The following is a 15,260-nucleotide window of genomic DNA, read 5'->3' as shown; positions in this document are numbered from 1 at the left end:
TTTGGTGTAATTATTTCTGTAAAAATTGTCCCATTTCCCGTTTCCGCAGGGGGCGACTCAACAAAAATCCTTGTACTTCCTGGCATTGTAGTTGCTTGATCAAGCTCAGTTGGGCATCGGTTTCTATCCCTTCGGCCACCAGACGATATTGGAAGCCCTGACTTAATGCAAATATGGATTGGAGAATGGCCATTTCCTGGGGGGTGCCCCGCAAGCGGGCCATGAATCCTTGATGAATTTTGATGGTGGTGAAGGGAAACTGGGTGACAAAACCAATGCCCATTTGGCCTAGGCCGAAGTCGTCTAGGGCAATTCTAACCCCAAAGGTTTTGAGGTCTTGGAGAATGGCCAGGGCCTTGGCTGGTTGTTGCCTCAGAGTATTTTCGGTAATTTCTAGCTCCAACCATTGGGGATCTAAGCCGGTTTCCTCTAGGGTTTTACCTACCATCATCACTAGGTCTTGGCGATAAAATTCCCGGGCTGATAGATTAATGGCGATCGCCCGAGGGGGTGAACCATCCTTTTGCCACTCCAAATTTTGTTGACAGGCGGTGCGAAAAATCCAATCGCTGAGTTCAAAAATGAGATTGCTACGGGCGGCAATGGGGATGATTTTTCCCGGGGCAATTTCCCCTACTTCTGGATGTTCCCAACGGAGTAGGGCTTCTATGGCGGTGATTTCCCCACTTTGGAGATGGATTTGGGGTTGGTATTGCAGGGTAAGTTGCCGTTTGGCGATCGCCTGTTGAAGAAGGTTTTCTAGGCGGGCTTGATGGAGGGCGGCGGTGCTAAATTTCGGATCGTAGCACTGATAATGATTAAAACCAGTTTGGCGCAATTTTTGCAGAGCGGCGTTGGCTCGAGAGAGTAAATCTTCGGCCCGGTTACCATCGTTGGGGTAGGCGGAAATGCCAATGTTAATATTAAAAATAAATTCCCTTTCTCGCACGGTTATGGGATTTTTCAAGCGGTCTAGAATTCTTTCCGCTAGACGAATGGAATCCTGGGGGCTTTTTATCTTGGCCAGAATAATCACTAGGGTGTTGCTATCCCATTGCCCTACGGTATCTCCGGAACGCATACAGTCGGAGATCGCCCCGTGGAAGGCCATAAATACTTCATCCCCAAAGCCAAAGCCATAGGCCTGGTTAATGCGATTGAGAATTTCTAAATGGATGAACATCACCCCCATGAGATGCTGGTGGTGGGCTGCCGCATCGATGGCGAGGGATAGTTCCTTTTGTAGATTTACCCGGTTGGGCAGTTTACTAATGGGGTCATACAACGCTTGGTTAGCCAAGGTTTCTGAATACCCCTGGCGACCCCGGGGAGTGCGCATGACAAAACAGTACACCTCCCTGTCCTCCCACGGTAGGCGATACACTTCCCCCTTGACTTGTACCGTTTGCCCTTCCCGATTGCGGTACTCTAGTTCTGGTACCGATAGATAGTTTTGGGTTTCCAGGTTAATTAATAGTTCTTCAATCACCGGCCGTTCTGCGGCGATCAACTGATAAAGGGTGAAATCGAGAACCTCCGATTCCTCATAGCCCAATAACTGGCAAAAAGCACTGTTAGCTTCGACCACAGTTTTGGTGCGGGCATCCACCAACAGAAAACCTGTGGCGCTATATTCCCGATAGGCTTGCAAACGATGGTGGAGATCATTTAACCCCTGCTCCATTTTGCGATACTCGGTCACGTCCTCGCTGTAGCACTGTAACCGGCTTCGGTCTGGCCCAAGGAAAATCCGCTGATGAAAAATTTGTTGGCCGATGGCAATATCCCGTTCCAACTGCAAGCCCTCCCTGGTGAGGGATAAATTTGAGAGGCCTTGGATCAGAGGATGTTGGGCCTGGATGGCCATTAGTTCCGGAAATAAGGCTTTGGTTGCCCCGTTGGCGTAAATCACCTGCCCCGCAGTGGTTAACTCAACAATTAACTGGGTACTATTTTCGCTGAGGGAAGCCGGTGGACGATGACTTGGTAATGGAGCACTGCGGCTGACATCTGGTATTTCATCGTTATAGACCACCGCTGTGGAAAAGGAAGAGTCTTCCTCTACTTCTACCGCTTCATGGTCAAATCCAGCCCCTTCTCCATAGCCGTGGTCAGCCATGGCAAAGTTTAGGGGGTCCACATAGGTTTCCCCCATGATTGGGTTGGCCACCACCGACACAGGTTCGGCTCCGTAGGGTTGCTCCTCCGATTCTGTGGTCAGATTCATAATGTGGTAGCTGGCTTTGGACTGATTGCCAAAGCGAATTACGTCCCCGTGCTCCAACTCATGGGAAAGACAATATTGACCGTTGACCACCACGCCATTGGTGCTGCGTTTTCCCTGGAGATTACCGTCAATTAATCTATAGGTGTATTGATGATTCTGATAGTCGTTAACCCGGATCAGGGTTGCGTGGTGACGGGAAACTTGGCGATCGTAAATAGGGATGGCACTGCTGGGGTCCCGACCGATGTCGTAGGTGTTTTCTTCTAGGGAAACAATGCGACGAGATTTCTGATCCTCAATGACCAGGACGTGGCGGACAATGGAATCGTTACTCATGGATGGCATGGCTCAGGGGATGGTTTTATTTAACTTTGGGAAGATCGCCGGTTAACTTCAGGGTCCGATCGCCTCTCAGTCCGGAGTTGGCACCACAAACACGCAACAGTGGGCGTGGTGAAAGACATAGTTCCCCACACTACCGAGGAGAATTTCGCTTAGTCCCCACCGGCCCCGGTGCCCCACCACAATGATGTCACTATTATCCTGTTTGGCCCGCTGGCAGATAATTTTACCTGGACTGCCCAAAATTTGTTCCGCCTGGCATTCAATGTCCAAAGCCAGTGCTTGCTGACGGCGTTTTTCCAGGGTATCTAACCCTTCTTGTTCAAAGGTTTGCCATTGCTGTTGCCACACCTCCATGGTCAACTCATTACCCACGGCGGGGTAAATTTCATCCATATTGACGGGGATGGGTAGGGGACTACCTTCTTCTTCGGCCGACAGGACATGAAGCAACAATAGGGAAGCGCCATAGACCTTGGCGAGGGATAAACCTTTTTCTAAAACTTCTTGACCTGCGGGGGACAGATCCAAGGCAACGAGAATTCTATTGAACAAGGTAACCCTCCAAGGCTTGGGGCAATGGGCAATAATTGAGGCAAATTTAAGCAGTTTCTCCGCCAGACCAAGGGATTTGCTCAATGCCCTGGCTTACATACATTGTAATCTTCGTGGGAGACGATTTCTTTTGGTTCTAGGCGATCGCCATCGTCCTGACAAATAAGCCGGTAATGTCTAGTAACTGGAATACTGATCACTAGGCGATCATGCCTAAGACGTTTGCCGTAAAACTCACGGTAGTCATGTTGATTGGCCAAACCTGCGAGAATTTGTCTGGCTTTGAGCACCACATTTCTGGGTAGATGGGTCAGATCAATGGGATCTTCAGCAAAGGTGGCTTTCCAAGCGTCGCGGGAATGTTTCCTTTCCTCTTGGTCAATGTGTTTTTGCACACAGCGATGACATTCTTGACCATAACCCTTATGGCCACAGGGAAAAGTTTTTTTACGTCTTGCCATGGTGTTTACAGTTGGGTGGAGGGTAAGAATCTGTAGAACAAACCGCTTGACAACCGCTTATCAATTAACCACCTCCCGTCAGCTTTTCTGGCGGCAATGCCAAACTTTGCCCACAGCCGCCGACACTGGGCGGTTTTTCTCTAGCTTAACGGCTAATCCCAACCATGGCGCACCGAGCGATCACTAAAGCCTTTGTCCCCCAACTATTTTCACTAAAGCTCCGGCAAGGTTGGGGGATTTGGACTTACACTTCCCTCATAATCGACTCATCAGAAGGACTTACCCTCAGAGCCTAAGTAAATCCGTCACTCCCCTTCCATACCCCCTTGCCAACGCTGGAGGGGCACACAGTCGATCGCCAATTGATCCAAGGCCCTAGCCACCACAAAATCCACTAAATCTTCCACCGATTGGGGCTGATGATACCAAGCGGGAATGGCGGGCACAATGCGGACTCCAGCCTCGGCCAAACTAGTGAGATTGCGCAGATGGATCAAACTTAAGGGCGTTTCCCTGGGCACCACCACCAAGGGTTTACCTTCTTTGATTTGCACATCCGCCGCCCGCTCCAATAGATCGGAACTCATGCCCACCGCCAATTTAGCCACGGTGCTCATGCTACAGGGCAGCACCACCATGCCGGCGCAACGGTAGGAACCACTGGCAATGGTGGCCCCCACATCTCCCCAACGGTGACAAATCAATTTGCCACCCTTTTCTACCCCAGCCTGAGAGCGCCAAAATTCTGCCTGGGCGGAGGGTTCCCCTGGCATTTGAATATTTTGTTCCGCTTGCCAAACTTGGTAGCTGGCTCGGGAAGCCACCAGTTCGATGGTGTAATCCGCCGCCAGTAAATGCTTGATGGCTCTGACGGCATAAATTAGCCCAGAGGCACCGCTGACCCCCAAAATCAAAGGTTGTGCCATGGTGTGTTGATTTTTAGTTAATTTTTAATTATTTCCCTTTACATATCTTTACAAACCAATCGACGTATTAGATCAGTCCGTCCATTTCCAGGTCTTCAATCATCTGTAGTCCCCGGGCGTCCCCCAGTCGCAGTAGGGCGGATTTGGCATCTTCCTTGACGCCAAAATCTTCATCTTCCACTAGGGCTTCCAGCAAGGCATCGATCGCCGTGGCATAGACCACATTGGAAGGCAATTCCCGGCATAGTTGCCCCACCGCCCAGGCACAATTACTGCGGACAGCGGCCATCTTGTCCCGCCTCAGTCCCTCAATCAACGGGGGAATGGTGGCAATAACATCTTCGTAGGCCAATTTGGCAATGTTAGGCAAACTGCTGGCACTCCAGAGGCGCACGGCGGAAATGTCGGTTTTGAGGGCATGGATCAAGGGCGCTAGAGCCCGGCGATCGCCACAATTTCCCAAGGCCCAGACCAATCCCTTGCGGACATAACCATTGAAATCTGTTTGCAAACTTTGAATTAGCGGTTCCACTATGGTCGGGTCCGTATTACGCCCCAACGCATAGGCCGCACTCACCCGCACCAGGGGACAGCTATCCCCTAATAAATTGATCAACGGCTCCACCGCCCGGCGATCGGCAATTTCACAAAAAGCCCGGGCCGCCAGCATCCTCTGTGGGGCTTCTCTACTGGTCAGAAGCACCAACATTTCATCAGGGTCCGGAGGTGGAGGGGCTACGTCGTCATCTAATTGATCCAGGGGATCAACCCAGGAATCCTCCAGTAGCAGATCATCTTGGTTACGCATAGCTCCATATTTTCTCACGAAATTTCCCCCCCTAGGCTAGGGGCCGGGGTTAGTCCGTCCTATTTGCAAACTCCTCTACAACTGGGCCAAAAAATTGTCGTCCAAATCGTAGCCCAACAGTTGAGCCAAGGACTTGAGGCGGAACTGGGCTGGGAGTTGATATTTTTTTAACCAGTCCGCTAACACAAATACCCTACCCATAATGAACAGATCCAGAGCTTCAGGATTGAACTGGATGCCATCCACCCGATGGAATTCGTGGGGCACCAGCATGGCAGCATACCTGGTAAATTCCCCGGCCTGCCAATCCAAGCACAGGGGAAACCAGGGATAAACGCTATCTAGACGGATAAACCACAGACGAACTTCGGGAATCTCTGATAATTCCCTGGGATCGCCTTCTTCCCTGGCAAATTGAATGTCGAACTGTACCTGTTTTTCGATGGTGGCCAGGGCAGATTCGTCAATGCGATTCAGGTTAAGACTAATGGCCCGCTCCAGCCACGATTGCACTGGGGAAAGGTCCAAACTACTCAGTTGCTCTGGGGTAACGGTGATGGTGACCATGGTTTAAACCGCCCGTTTATACGCTTCGTCCAACACTTCCGACAGGGTGGGGTGGGCATGGACATGGAAGGCCAATTCCCGCACTGATTTGCGGTCGGCGATCGCCTGGGCCGCCTCTTGGATTAGGTCCGATGCATGAATACCGATAATGTGGGCACCCAATAATTCCCCGGTATCCTGGCGGTAAACCACTTTGGCAATGCCGTCGGTTTCCTTTTCTGCTAGAGCTTTGGAGTTCCCCTTAAAGTAAGTTTTGGCCGTACTAACCACAAATCCTTCCTTTTCCCCTAGCTCTTTGGCTTGAGCTTCCGTTAAACCCACGTAGCTAATTTCAGGATGGGTGAAGGCCGCCGCCGGAATGGCTCGGTAGTCCACCTCAGTTTTGCGGCCGCAGATATTTTCCACTGCCACCACTCCTTGGCCAGAAGCGGCATGGGCCAGCATCATTTTGCCCGTGGCATCTCCCACCGCCCAGAGATGGGGCACCGGTTTGCCATCCTTAATCACTTGCATTTGGTCGTTAACTTCAATGAAACCCCGGCGATCGGTTTCCACTCCCACCGTTTCCAGCCCTAAATTTTTGGTGGCAGGAATGCGGCCAGTGGCGACTAAACAAGCATCCACTTCCAGGGTGTCAATCACTTCTTTTGTTTTGGCGTCGGTGAGTTCAATTTCCACAGGGGAACCTGCTTTGATTTTGGTGGCAAATACGCCGGTATAGGTTTCAATGTCCCGGGATTTAATCAGCACCCGTTCGGCAATTTTGGCAATTTCCGGATCAAACCCTGGCATCAGATCCGGCAGGGCTTCAATCATGGTCACTTCACAACCGAGGGCGGTGTAAACGTCGGAAAATTCCAAGCCAATGTAACCACTACCAATGATGGCAATCCACTGGGGCAACGTTTCCAACTTCACTGCTTCATCACTGGTAAAGACAGTTTTATGGTCAATTTCAATGCCGGGGGGCACAAAGGGCACCGAGCCTGGGCATAACATGATCTCTTTTGCTTTGAGAATGCGGGTTTCGTTGTCCCCGATCACCGTCACTTCCTGGGGGCCGGATACTTTACCCCAACCCCGGATGGTATCGACTTTGAGACGGGTGAGGCTATTGGTCAGGTCAGATTGGATTTTACTCACAAGGTCGTTGGCATGGGCAGCGATCGCCTCCCTGGTGAAGGTAACGCCATTGATCTGGATACCTAGTTGTTGCAAATGATCTTGGTCGGACATTTCCCGCACCCGACCGGAGGCGGCGAGGAGAGCTTTGGAAGGGATACAACCCCGATTCACACAGGTGCCGCCCATATCTTTAGCTTCGATGATGGCGGTTTTCAGACCACATTTAACGGCGTGGAGAGCAGCCCCATGGCCGCCAACGCCAGCGCCAATAATCACCAAATCGTAATCAAAATCCTGACTCATCGTTGCTTGCACCTCAATCTGTCAAGACTTTAGTTTAGGGGTTAAGGGCAACCTCTGGAAAGTTGACCCCCGTCCTGGCGATCGCCCATTGTCTTCGATTAGTTCGACCCCAATCCATCAGAAATACCGGCCTGTCGTAATAACTCCCTTAACCGTTCATTTTCCTGCTCCGCAATCTTAGCCCGCTCCGAAAATTCTATTGTTGTCAAAAAACGATTTCCTTGGGGATCATAAATTTCCAACTGTTCTTGGGTTAGGACAAAACGTATTCCTAAACGGGGGCTGACCCAATCATGAATAGTTTCAATCACAACCAAATTTTCCCCTTGCCGCTCATATCCCGTAAAATCAACTCGTTCAGGATCATAAATGTAGTATTCTTCTACTCCGTACTGGTCATAAAAGACCAATTTTTTTGCCATTTCCTTTAACCTATTACCCGGCGATAAAATTTCAAACACGACTTGGGGCCCAATATTTTCTTCTTGCCACTGTTGGTAGGAACCCCGCTCCCCCTTAGGCCGACCAAAAACCACCATCACATCAGGGGCAACCCGTATTTCTGGGTGTCTTTCCACCGGATACCACAACAAATCCCCCGCCACAAACACATCTGGATTATCTCGAAAAACACATTCCAAATTTTCCTTAATCAGTACAATCCAACGGAACTGTAGGGTATTGTCTGCCATTGGTTGTCCATCACTATCGGGATAAACAATGATTTGGTCGAGGGCGGCGGTCATGGCCTGGGGCTCCAAACGCTCAAATGTGGCCCGATTCTAACACCCCATCAAAGTTTGGCATTTTCACTGTTTTTCCTTCTCCCTGGTAGTCTAAACCGTTATTTTTGCTTCACCTGCAGTATTGCTCCCCAAGCTTGGCCGAGCCGGCAGTTTCCACAAAGACCCGATCGCCAGGGGGGAAGTGGGAGCTTTAGGGCGGACTAGGTTTTTATACAGGGGAAAAGCCTCGACAATTTCGTCAGAATGGCAACATATTGAACCACCAACGGCTTTGTACAATAGGCCCTGGATCCGTAATTGGAAAAAACCGAAAATTATGCTAAGCCGTGTTGCTGACTCCGTTTACTGGCTGAACCGCTACATCGAACGGGCGGAAAATATTGCTCGCTTTGTGGATGTGAACCTTTACCTAATGTTGGATTTACCCTACGGTGCCCAACAGCAGTGGGAGCCTTTGGTTATGACCACTGGGGATTTGAGCTTTTTCAAACAGCATTACGGCGAAGTCACCAAGGCTAATGTGATCCAATTCCTCACCTTTGATCAGCATTACTCCAACTCCATCCTTTCCTGCCTGAACATGGCCAGGGAAAATGCCCGCTCCATTCGAGAAATTATTTCTTCGGAGATGTGGGAAGAAATTAATCGCTTTTACCTTATGGTCAAAGAAGCTGGCGATCGCCCTCCGGCCAACATTGCCGACTTTTTTGCGCGGGTGAAACTATCTAGTCATCGCTTTGCCGGCATTATGGACGCCACCATGACCCATAACGAAGCTTGGCATTTTGGCCAGATGGGACGTTTGCAGGAAAGGGCTGACAAAACCGCCCGCATTTTGGACGTGAAATATTACTACCTGCTGCCTTCGGTGGAATGGGTCGGCACTCCCCTGGATCAGGTGGAATGGATTGCCCTACTCAAATCCGCCAGTGCTTACGAAATGTATCGCAAGAGCCAGCGGCGCATTACCCCTGCCAACGTGGCCAGCTTTCTGATTTTGCACCCCAAATTTCCACGTTCTATCCATTTTTGTCTACTCCAAGTACAACGGTCATTGCATGAAGTTACTGGTACGCCCCTCGGTTCCTGGCGCAATGAGGCAGAGAGGGCCCTGGGTCGACTTTGTGGAGAAATGGGCTACATCACCATCGAAGATGTTATTAGCCAAGGGCTACACGAATTCCTGGAGGAGATTCAAGCTAGGGTAAACGAAGTGGGGGTTAAAATGGCCCAGACGTTCTTTGTCAATGAGCCGGTGTTGTCGCCCATGCCAGTGCAAAGTCAAGGTCAGACCCAACAGCAATCCTTAGCTAGTTTTTAGTTTTTCTCTGCATCCGGTACGGGTTGGTCAGCACCTAAGGTGGGCACCACAATATAGCCCGTACTTTCATCGCCTAAAACCCAGTTCCGTTCTCGACCCCAGTACCACCAATAAGCGCCAATATAAGCACAAATTAAACTATCCCATTGGTCTTCCTGGTGTTTCAATTCCTTGCCGTTCAAGGTCAATGGCGATCGCCAAGGTTCCATACCAGGGGGGAGGGTAAGGTCCAGAGCCGGGGTTAGTTGGGGCAAAATATTTTCAATGTAGGACTGTAATTCCAGCAAACCCTGTCTTTTTTTGGCTAGACTCCCTTTCTTGTATTTGATGATCCGCTCTAGCTGAAAAAGTTGCACCATGGCAGGGTGGGGAAATACTTCAATTTGGTAACGCCCTTGCCGTTGGGCTTGAATCTCCGGGGCATGGAGAAACCCCCTTTCTTCTAGTAATTTGCCCACTCCGGTGGTTCTTTCGGCAAAAGGTCGGCCCAAATTGGCCGGATAACAACCCGCATGGTACTTGCCAAAATATTTATGGGTCAGGCGATCGGGCAAACGAGTCCCAGTCTGATTGGGAATAATGGTCGGAGCATCCACCGCCACCATGACTCCCTCCGCTTCACCTAAACCTTTGTCCAGCCAGGCGAAAATTTCCTCCAAACTCAAGCGACAGGTAAGGTCTTCAATCCCTAGGCGATCGCCAGTGGGGGTTGATTGCAGTTGCAAACGACATAGTCCACTCTCCCCAGAACGCCAACCCAAATCAATGCCAATAAATTTCATCAAATAAACACTCGAAAATATTTGCCAAAAAACTTGCCAAGGGCCACAGGGGAGGACTAAGATTAGGGTCTGTGAAATTCGGGGCGTAGCGCAGCTTGGTAGCGCACCACTTTGGGGTAGTGGGGGTCGTGGGTTCAAATCCCGCCGCTCCGATTCAGCTGAAAAGCCTTCTCTGTAAGCATTATAAGCTTCCAGGGGAGGCTTTTCCCATGGTGACCATTGGCTTGGCAGTGAACTATTGAATAATGTTGTAACTCAATGCTTTTTGAAGTTTTCCGTCCGGTCAAGGATGTTTTTGTGGAGCACTCTTCACAATGTTATCCGTGAACCGCCACAGCACCCGGCGCAAAAACTTGCTCTGGTTCCAGACTCCCCCCTAGTTCCAGCCCTGGAGCCACTGGCCAAACCGCAGTGCAATCCACCTGCTCAATTAGTTGAATAATGGTTTTCCCCGACCGAGGATCAACCCAGTCCGGGGCAATTTCCGCCAGGGGAACTAGCACAAATGGTCTGTATTGCATTTGCGGGTGGGGAATGGTCAGTCTAGCCTGTTCCAATTGGCGATCGCCGTAGAAAATTAAATCCAGATCTAAGGTGCGGGGTCCCCATTTTTCCAAACGAATGCGGCCAAATTTTTGCTCGATCGCCAGTAAAGTTTGCAACAACTCTGGGGGGGATAAACTGACCCGTAACGTCACACAGCCATTGATATAGTCGGGCTGCGGCGGCCCAAAAGCTCGGCTACGGTACCAACTAGAACAGCGCTCCACTTCAATGCCCGCTACCAAGGCCAACTCGGCGATCGCCCCTTGGAGATTGTCCAGCACTGGGCCAATATTGCCCCCCAAGCCTACCACTGCCCCATGGCATTGTTGCGGAAAATCTGTGGGGGAGACAGGAGCCATAGAAATAGGGACAAACAATCGATTCTATCCTACCAAAAACTTCTAACCCCAAGCTCCCAGACATCATTGGCCACTCCAGGGATTTGTCAGGCTTGTCACGGAGTCTAAACCGATTTTCACCCCAATCGCCAACCCAGAGAACAACAATAGTTTATATTGACTATTTCGGAAGTGTACTCACTGTTAAGATGGCGGTGAATTTTTACGAAAACGTTACAAAAACCCCAACATGCCTATGGGTTGCCGATTTGCCACCGTCAAGCGTCTGATTCTGCTGGGTCTCTTGGCCTTCACCCTAGCGGTGCTCATCCCCCCTGCTACAGCGCAAATAACCCTTTCTTCGGGGGGAAACAATGGCAGTCAGAATACTTCTAGCACCCCTTGGTGGGATACCAATAAAGCAAGACGTTGTGGCCGGCTCTGGTGCAGTGATGTGTTTTTGCAGGGCAGTTCCCAGGTCACCTTCACTGTGGGTTTAATTCCCAATCCAGAGGAAAGTTCCCAAGCGGCCGCCCAGGCCATTGAAAATCGGGCTAAGCAAGTGGAATCGATTTTTAATTCGATCTATTCTCGGTTAATTAGCTTAAATACGGTGGAAATTCCCGAGAAGGACGTGCAGTTTCTCCGCTCCAAGGTGTTTGACCTGAGGGAATCTCGCCTTGGCTATCACTCCAACCCAAGTAATTGGCCGGGAACAAGCCCCGCTCCCCCTAACTCCCGAGACTCCACCACCACCGCGCCCGAAATTAACCAAAACAACCAGGAAAGCAGTTCAGTGGAGCGGCGAACCCCTACCACTTCTTTTCGTAACGCTCCCCAGAGTGCCATCCGGATTATTTCTTCTCCGGCCCCTAATTTGGCTAATGTGGCCGCTGACGAAATCCATCCCTTTACTCCCAATGTGGAAGTGGGCATTCAGAACAATGAGACGGTAATTTTTGTGCCTAGTCAGCCAAGCCTTGGCCTAGCTCAGCAAACCATTGTTACGGTCAACCAGGCTGACGAAATTATTAATGGCAAGCCCATCAATCTACTAGCCCATGAATGGCGTGACAGAATACAAAGTAGTTTTGATAAAGCTTTATGGGGACACGAACTGGATCGTCAACATCCCTGGGACCGCTATTACATCAGTGGCGCCTTTATGGTGGTGGCCCTGGCGATCGTCACGATTATGGGTTTAATTCGCTCTTTCTTTTACCGTCGGGACCGCTATCTACGTCAAGAGTTAAAAGTTTTAGCCCAGTCCATCACCAAAGACATTGAGGCAGAAAGTGCAGAATCAGTACGCCTAGCCAGCCAAGAAGTTTCGGAGTTTCCAGAACTTGGCCCCGATCGCCAAGGAGAAGAAGGACAAAATGGCCATGGATCGCCGTCCAAGGAGCGGAATTTTCCCCTATATGTGCCCCTAGCTGATCAAGTCAGGGACCGGGTTAACCATGCCTGGCAAAACATCGGTGATTTAGCTAGCTCAAATTTACGGCGACAAACCCTGCTCAAACAACGTCGCAACTTGGCTGTGTTGATGTGCTGGATTTTGTTGTGGCTCCAAATTTCCTGCATTTTTATTGTGGGAGCCTTCATCGTCTATGTTTTTCCCTCCACCAGGCCATTTACTTTGCTATTTATTGGCCAAGCCATGTATTTTCCCCTGCTTTGGATCGGGGTAACTTTAATTGATAAGGTGTGCGGTATTTTCGTCGATGGTTTGCTCAATAATTGGGCGAAGGAACAGCAATCTTATAATGAGCATTCTAACCGTTACACCCTTAGGGTTATGACCTATTCCCCGGCCATCAAGGGAGGAATTTCAGTACTATTGACCATTCTCGGTATTCTAGGCACCATTTGGCTATTTGGCATTAATCCTTTGGTCTTAGCTAGTTTTGGCGGAGTTGCCTTTGTGCTAGCTTTTCTGGGGCGCAACGTGGTAGAAGATATGCTCAATGGCACGCTAATTCTTTGGACAGACCGCTATGCCATTGGTGACGTGGTGCAAATTGGGGATGTGTTTGGTCTGGTGGAAAATATGAATATTTACATTACTCAGTTGCGGGGCCCCGAAGGCCGTTTGAGCACCATTCCCAACGGTAAAATTTCCGTAGTCCAAAATTTGACCAAGGACTGGTCCAGGGCAGAATTTATTGTGGAAATTGACCAGTCCAGCAATGTGGATAAAGCCCTCAATTTAATTCGGGTAGTTTCTGAACAAATGCGGGAGGATCCACTTTGGCAAGAGAAAATTTTGGAACCGGCCGCTATTTTGGGGGTGGATGACATTGCCTCTAAGGGCATTCGGCTCCAGGTGTGGATTAAAACCCAAGCAGGGCAACATTGGCCCGTGGGTCGAGAATTTCGTCTCAGGATGAAAAAGGCATTTGAGCTGGCTGGTATTGCCCTGGGTGCCCCCCAGCAAAGGATTGTGTACCATCACCACGGTCAAAAAAGTAGTCATAGCAATGGTAAAACTGATCACTCTCCCGGGGCGATCGCCTTGGGGCCAAATTTTCCCAAGGAATATAATTAGCCTCTAACTCTACTAATGCCGGCCACCTCCTTTCGTTCAAAAGCCCATGAGTGAACCAGTCCAGCCCATTATTGAATTCCGCGGCGTGAGCCAAAGCTTTGGCCGAAAAGTGATCCTCGATGATGTGGACCTGAAAATTTACCCAGGGGAAGCAGTGGGGGTAATTGGGCCATCGGGGACGGGCAAATCAACTATTTTGCGCATTGTGGCGGGCTTACTCACCCCCGACAGCGGCGAGGTAATCGTCCATGGCCATCGCCGTCAACGTTCCATTGAAGAAGGGGAAAAAGCTTTAGGGGTGGGTTTAGTGTTTCAGCAATCGGCCCTGTTTGATTCCCTCACTGTGGCGGAAAATGTCGGCTTTACCCTCTACCGAGATTCAGACCTACGGCCGAGGGAAATTAGGGCCATTGTGGAAGAAAATTTAGAGTTGGTGGGCTTGCCGGGCATTGGCGATCGATTCCCAGCGGAATTGTCCGGTGGCATGCGTAAACGGGTCAGTTTGGCCCGGGCGATCGTCATCAATCCGGAACAACATCAGCAATATAAAAATATTTTGCTTTACGATGAACCCACCGCTGGGTTAGACCCGGTGGCATCCACTAGAATTGAGAGTTTAATTCGTCACCTGCTCAGCCAAGATCATGTTTGTTGTTGTTACCTAATTGTTACCCACCAATTCAGTACTATTGATAACACCACCGACCGGATTATTTTTCTTTACGATGGCAAAATTCAGTGGGATGGTTCCACAGCGGATGCCTACAAATCTGAGCACCCTTTATTGAAGCAATTTTTCTCCGGTAGCATTGATGGCCCGATTAGTTAATTATTGCTTTAACTTGTTTTAATGAAGTTTTAATTTAATCTCAATCTAATTAATTTTAAATCAGCTTTAGTAAAATCTCGATAACTCTAAATTAATTCTTAAATCTCATAATTATTCTTTGATTTTGCTAGTTTTATGCCCTCGTCACCAGTTCAATTTAGCCTTGATGAACGCCATCCCCACCATATTGCAGAGGTAATTGAAACCAGCACCACTGGCTTTTTAGCCCAATGTCTGGAACCGGAAGAATTGAATTTTCCCACCATGCCTGCCTTTGGTAGTTGGGTGAAGGCCACAGATGAAGATTCTGGTAATACCATTTTTGCGGTGGTTAGTTATGCCACCACCATGCCCATCGATTCCATTCATCGGGCCAGGGCCCTAGGTCTTTCCCTGGGGGAACTGCGGGAACAGCAGCCTCAAATTTTTGCCATGTTAACCACGGAATTTCAAGCGGCGATCGTGGGTTTCCAGAGCCGAGAGTCGGGTATTAATGGTCGCGGTCCCATCTCCGGTAGGGTGTTTCACTATTTACCGCCTCGTCCACCCCAAATTCACCAAGCTGTGTTTCAGTGCGATCGCCAAGAAGTAATGGAATTTACTAATTCCCCTGATTTTTTGCGGATTCTTTTGCAAATTAGCGATGCCCCTGTGGATGCCCTGATTGCCGCCGCCCTCAGGGAAATTTATCTTCTCCGCCAAGGCGATCGGGCCTGGCTAGTAACCGTCGGCCGTCACCTTAGTTTGCTCCTCAAAGATGACTACGATCGCCTACGCCATATCCTTGGTCAAGTTCATTTTTAGGGACGACGATGGTCCCATTTCGGAGTAGCGGC

15 protein-coding genes and 1 tRNA gene are annotated in these 15,260 nt (G+C 49.8%); 6 read left to right on the top strand and 10 right to left on the bottom strand.

Annotated elements, in window-relative coordinates; all coding sequences use genetic code 11:
* Window positions 1–10: 10 nt before the first annotated feature.
* From SYNPCCP_RS00945 to SYNPCCP_RS00935, 3 genes are all read right to left on the bottom strand, one after another.
* Window positions 11–2,563 (bottom strand): EAL domain-containing protein, encoded by a 2,553-nt coding sequence (locus tag SYNPCCP_RS00945; protein ID WP_020861381.1) that lies wholly within the window; start codon window positions 2,561–2,563, stop codon window positions 11–13.
* Window positions 2,564–2,638: 75 nt separating this feature from the next.
* Window positions 2,639–3,124, bottom strand: coding sequence for a universal stress protein (locus SYNPCCP_RS00940; protein ID WP_010871390.1), 486 nt, complete (start codon window positions 3,122–3,124; stop codon window positions 2,639–2,641).
* A gap of 80 nt (window positions 3,125–3,204) precedes the next feature.
* A complete protein-coding gene (locus SYNPCCP_RS00935; RefSeq protein WP_010871389.1) occupies window positions 3,205–3,585 on the bottom strand; it encodes a hypothetical protein in 381 nt (126 codons plus the stop codon).
* Window positions 3,586–3,631: 46 nt separating this feature from the next.
* On the opposite strand from SYNPCCP_RS00935, the gene SYNPCCP_RS17270 reads away from it, so the two are divergent.
* Window positions 3,632–3,772 carry a hypothetical protein gene (locus SYNPCCP_RS17270; protein WP_158299065.1) on the top strand — a complete coding sequence of 47 codons (141 nt, stop codon included), beginning with the start codon at window positions 3,632–3,634 and terminating at the stop codon, window positions 3,770–3,772.
* Window positions 3,773–3,890: 118 nt separating this feature from the next.
* Here the strand turns inward: SYNPCCP_RS17270 and SYNPCCP_RS00930 are convergent, their stop codons facing one another.
* The 5 genes from SYNPCCP_RS00930 to SYNPCCP_RS00910 form a co-directional block, all read right to left on the bottom strand.
* Entirely contained in the window at window positions 3,891–4,511 is a 621-nt protein-coding gene (locus tag SYNPCCP_RS00930; protein ID WP_010871388.1) for a flavin prenyltransferase UbiX, read from the bottom strand.
* A 67-nt stretch (window positions 4,512–4,578) separates the two neighbouring features.
* Window positions 4,579–5,337: a HEAT repeat domain-containing protein gene (locus SYNPCCP_RS00925; RefSeq protein WP_010871387.1), complete on the bottom strand. Its 759-nt coding sequence runs from the start codon at window positions 5,335–5,337 to the stop codon at window positions 4,579–4,581.
* A gap of 57 nt (window positions 5,338–5,394) precedes the next feature.
* Window positions 5,395–5,886 carry a CRR6 family NdhI maturation factor gene (locus tag SYNPCCP_RS00920; RefSeq protein WP_010871386.1) on the bottom strand — a complete coding sequence of 164 codons (492 nt, stop codon included), beginning with the start codon at window positions 5,884–5,886 and terminating at the stop codon, window positions 5,395–5,397.
* Window positions 5,887–5,889: 3 nt separating this feature from the next.
* Window positions 5,890–7,314, bottom strand: coding sequence for a dihydrolipoyl dehydrogenase (gene lpdA, locus SYNPCCP_RS00915; RefSeq protein ID WP_020861380.1), 1,425 nt, complete (start codon window positions 7,312–7,314; stop codon window positions 5,890–5,892).
* A gap of 98 nt (window positions 7,315–7,412) precedes the next feature.
* Complete coding sequence (locus SYNPCCP_RS00910) at window positions 7,413–8,060, bottom strand: Uma2 family endonuclease (RefSeq protein WP_010871384.1); 648 nt, start codon at window positions 8,058–8,060, stop codon at window positions 7,413–7,415.
* 316 nt (window positions 8,061–8,376) lie between these two features.
* Between SYNPCCP_RS00910 and SYNPCCP_RS00905 the strand changes: the two genes are divergently transcribed.
* Window positions 8,377–9,381, top strand: a complete 1,005-nt coding sequence (locus SYNPCCP_RS00905) for an alpha-E domain-containing protein (protein ID WP_020861379.1) — start codon at window positions 8,377–8,379, stop codon at window positions 9,379–9,381.
* On the opposite strand, the gene SYNPCCP_RS00900 is transcribed toward SYNPCCP_RS00905, so the two are convergent.
* Window positions 9,378–10,163, bottom strand: coding sequence for a DUF429 domain-containing protein (locus tag SYNPCCP_RS00900; RefSeq protein ID WP_010871382.1), 786 nt, complete (start codon window positions 10,161–10,163; stop codon window positions 9,378–9,380). The two genes, SYNPCCP_RS00905 and SYNPCCP_RS00900, sit on opposite strands and share 4 nt — an antisense overlap.
* Window positions 10,164–10,242: 79 nt before the next feature.
* Here SYNPCCP_RS00900 and SYNPCCP_RS00895 point away from each other — a divergent pair.
* Window positions 10,243–10,316 (top strand) — tRNA-Pro (locus tag SYNPCCP_RS00895).
* Between the two features lie 164 nt (window positions 10,317–10,480).
* On the opposite strand, the gene folK is transcribed toward SYNPCCP_RS00895, so the two are convergent.
* Complete coding sequence (folK, locus tag SYNPCCP_RS00890; protein WP_010871381.1) at window positions 10,481–11,068, bottom strand: 2-amino-4-hydroxy-6-hydroxymethyldihydropteridine diphosphokinase; 588 nt, start codon at window positions 11,066–11,068, stop codon at window positions 10,481–10,483.
* 235 nt (window positions 11,069–11,303) lie between these two features.
* Between folK and SYNPCCP_RS00885 the strand changes: the two genes are divergently transcribed.
* From SYNPCCP_RS00885 to SYNPCCP_RS00875, 3 genes are all read left to right on the top strand, one after another.
* Window positions 11,304–13,595, top strand: coding sequence for a mechanosensitive ion channel family protein (locus tag SYNPCCP_RS00885; protein WP_223211321.1), 2,292 nt, complete (start codon window positions 11,304–11,306; stop codon window positions 13,593–13,595).
* Between the two features lie 46 nt (window positions 13,596–13,641).
* Complete coding sequence (locus SYNPCCP_RS00880) at window positions 13,642–14,424, top strand: ABC transporter ATP-binding protein (protein WP_010871379.1); 783 nt, start codon at window positions 13,642–13,644, stop codon at window positions 14,422–14,424.
* Window positions 14,425–14,559: 135 nt separating this feature from the next.
* On the top strand, window positions 14,560–15,228 hold the full coding sequence (locus tag SYNPCCP_RS00875; protein WP_010871378.1) for an HAS-barrel domain-containing protein: 669 nt from the start codon (window positions 14,560–14,562) through the stop codon (window positions 15,226–15,228).
* Window positions 15,229–15,260: the final 32 nt, after the last annotated feature.

This window comes from Synechocystis sp. PCC 6803 substr. PCC-P, assembly GCF_000284455.1.
GTDB lineage: Bacteria > Cyanobacteriota > Cyanobacteriia > Cyanobacteriales > Microcystaceae > Synechocystis.
Note: the sequence above shows the minus strand (reverse complement) of the source record. Positions and strands in the feature narration are given on the sequence as shown.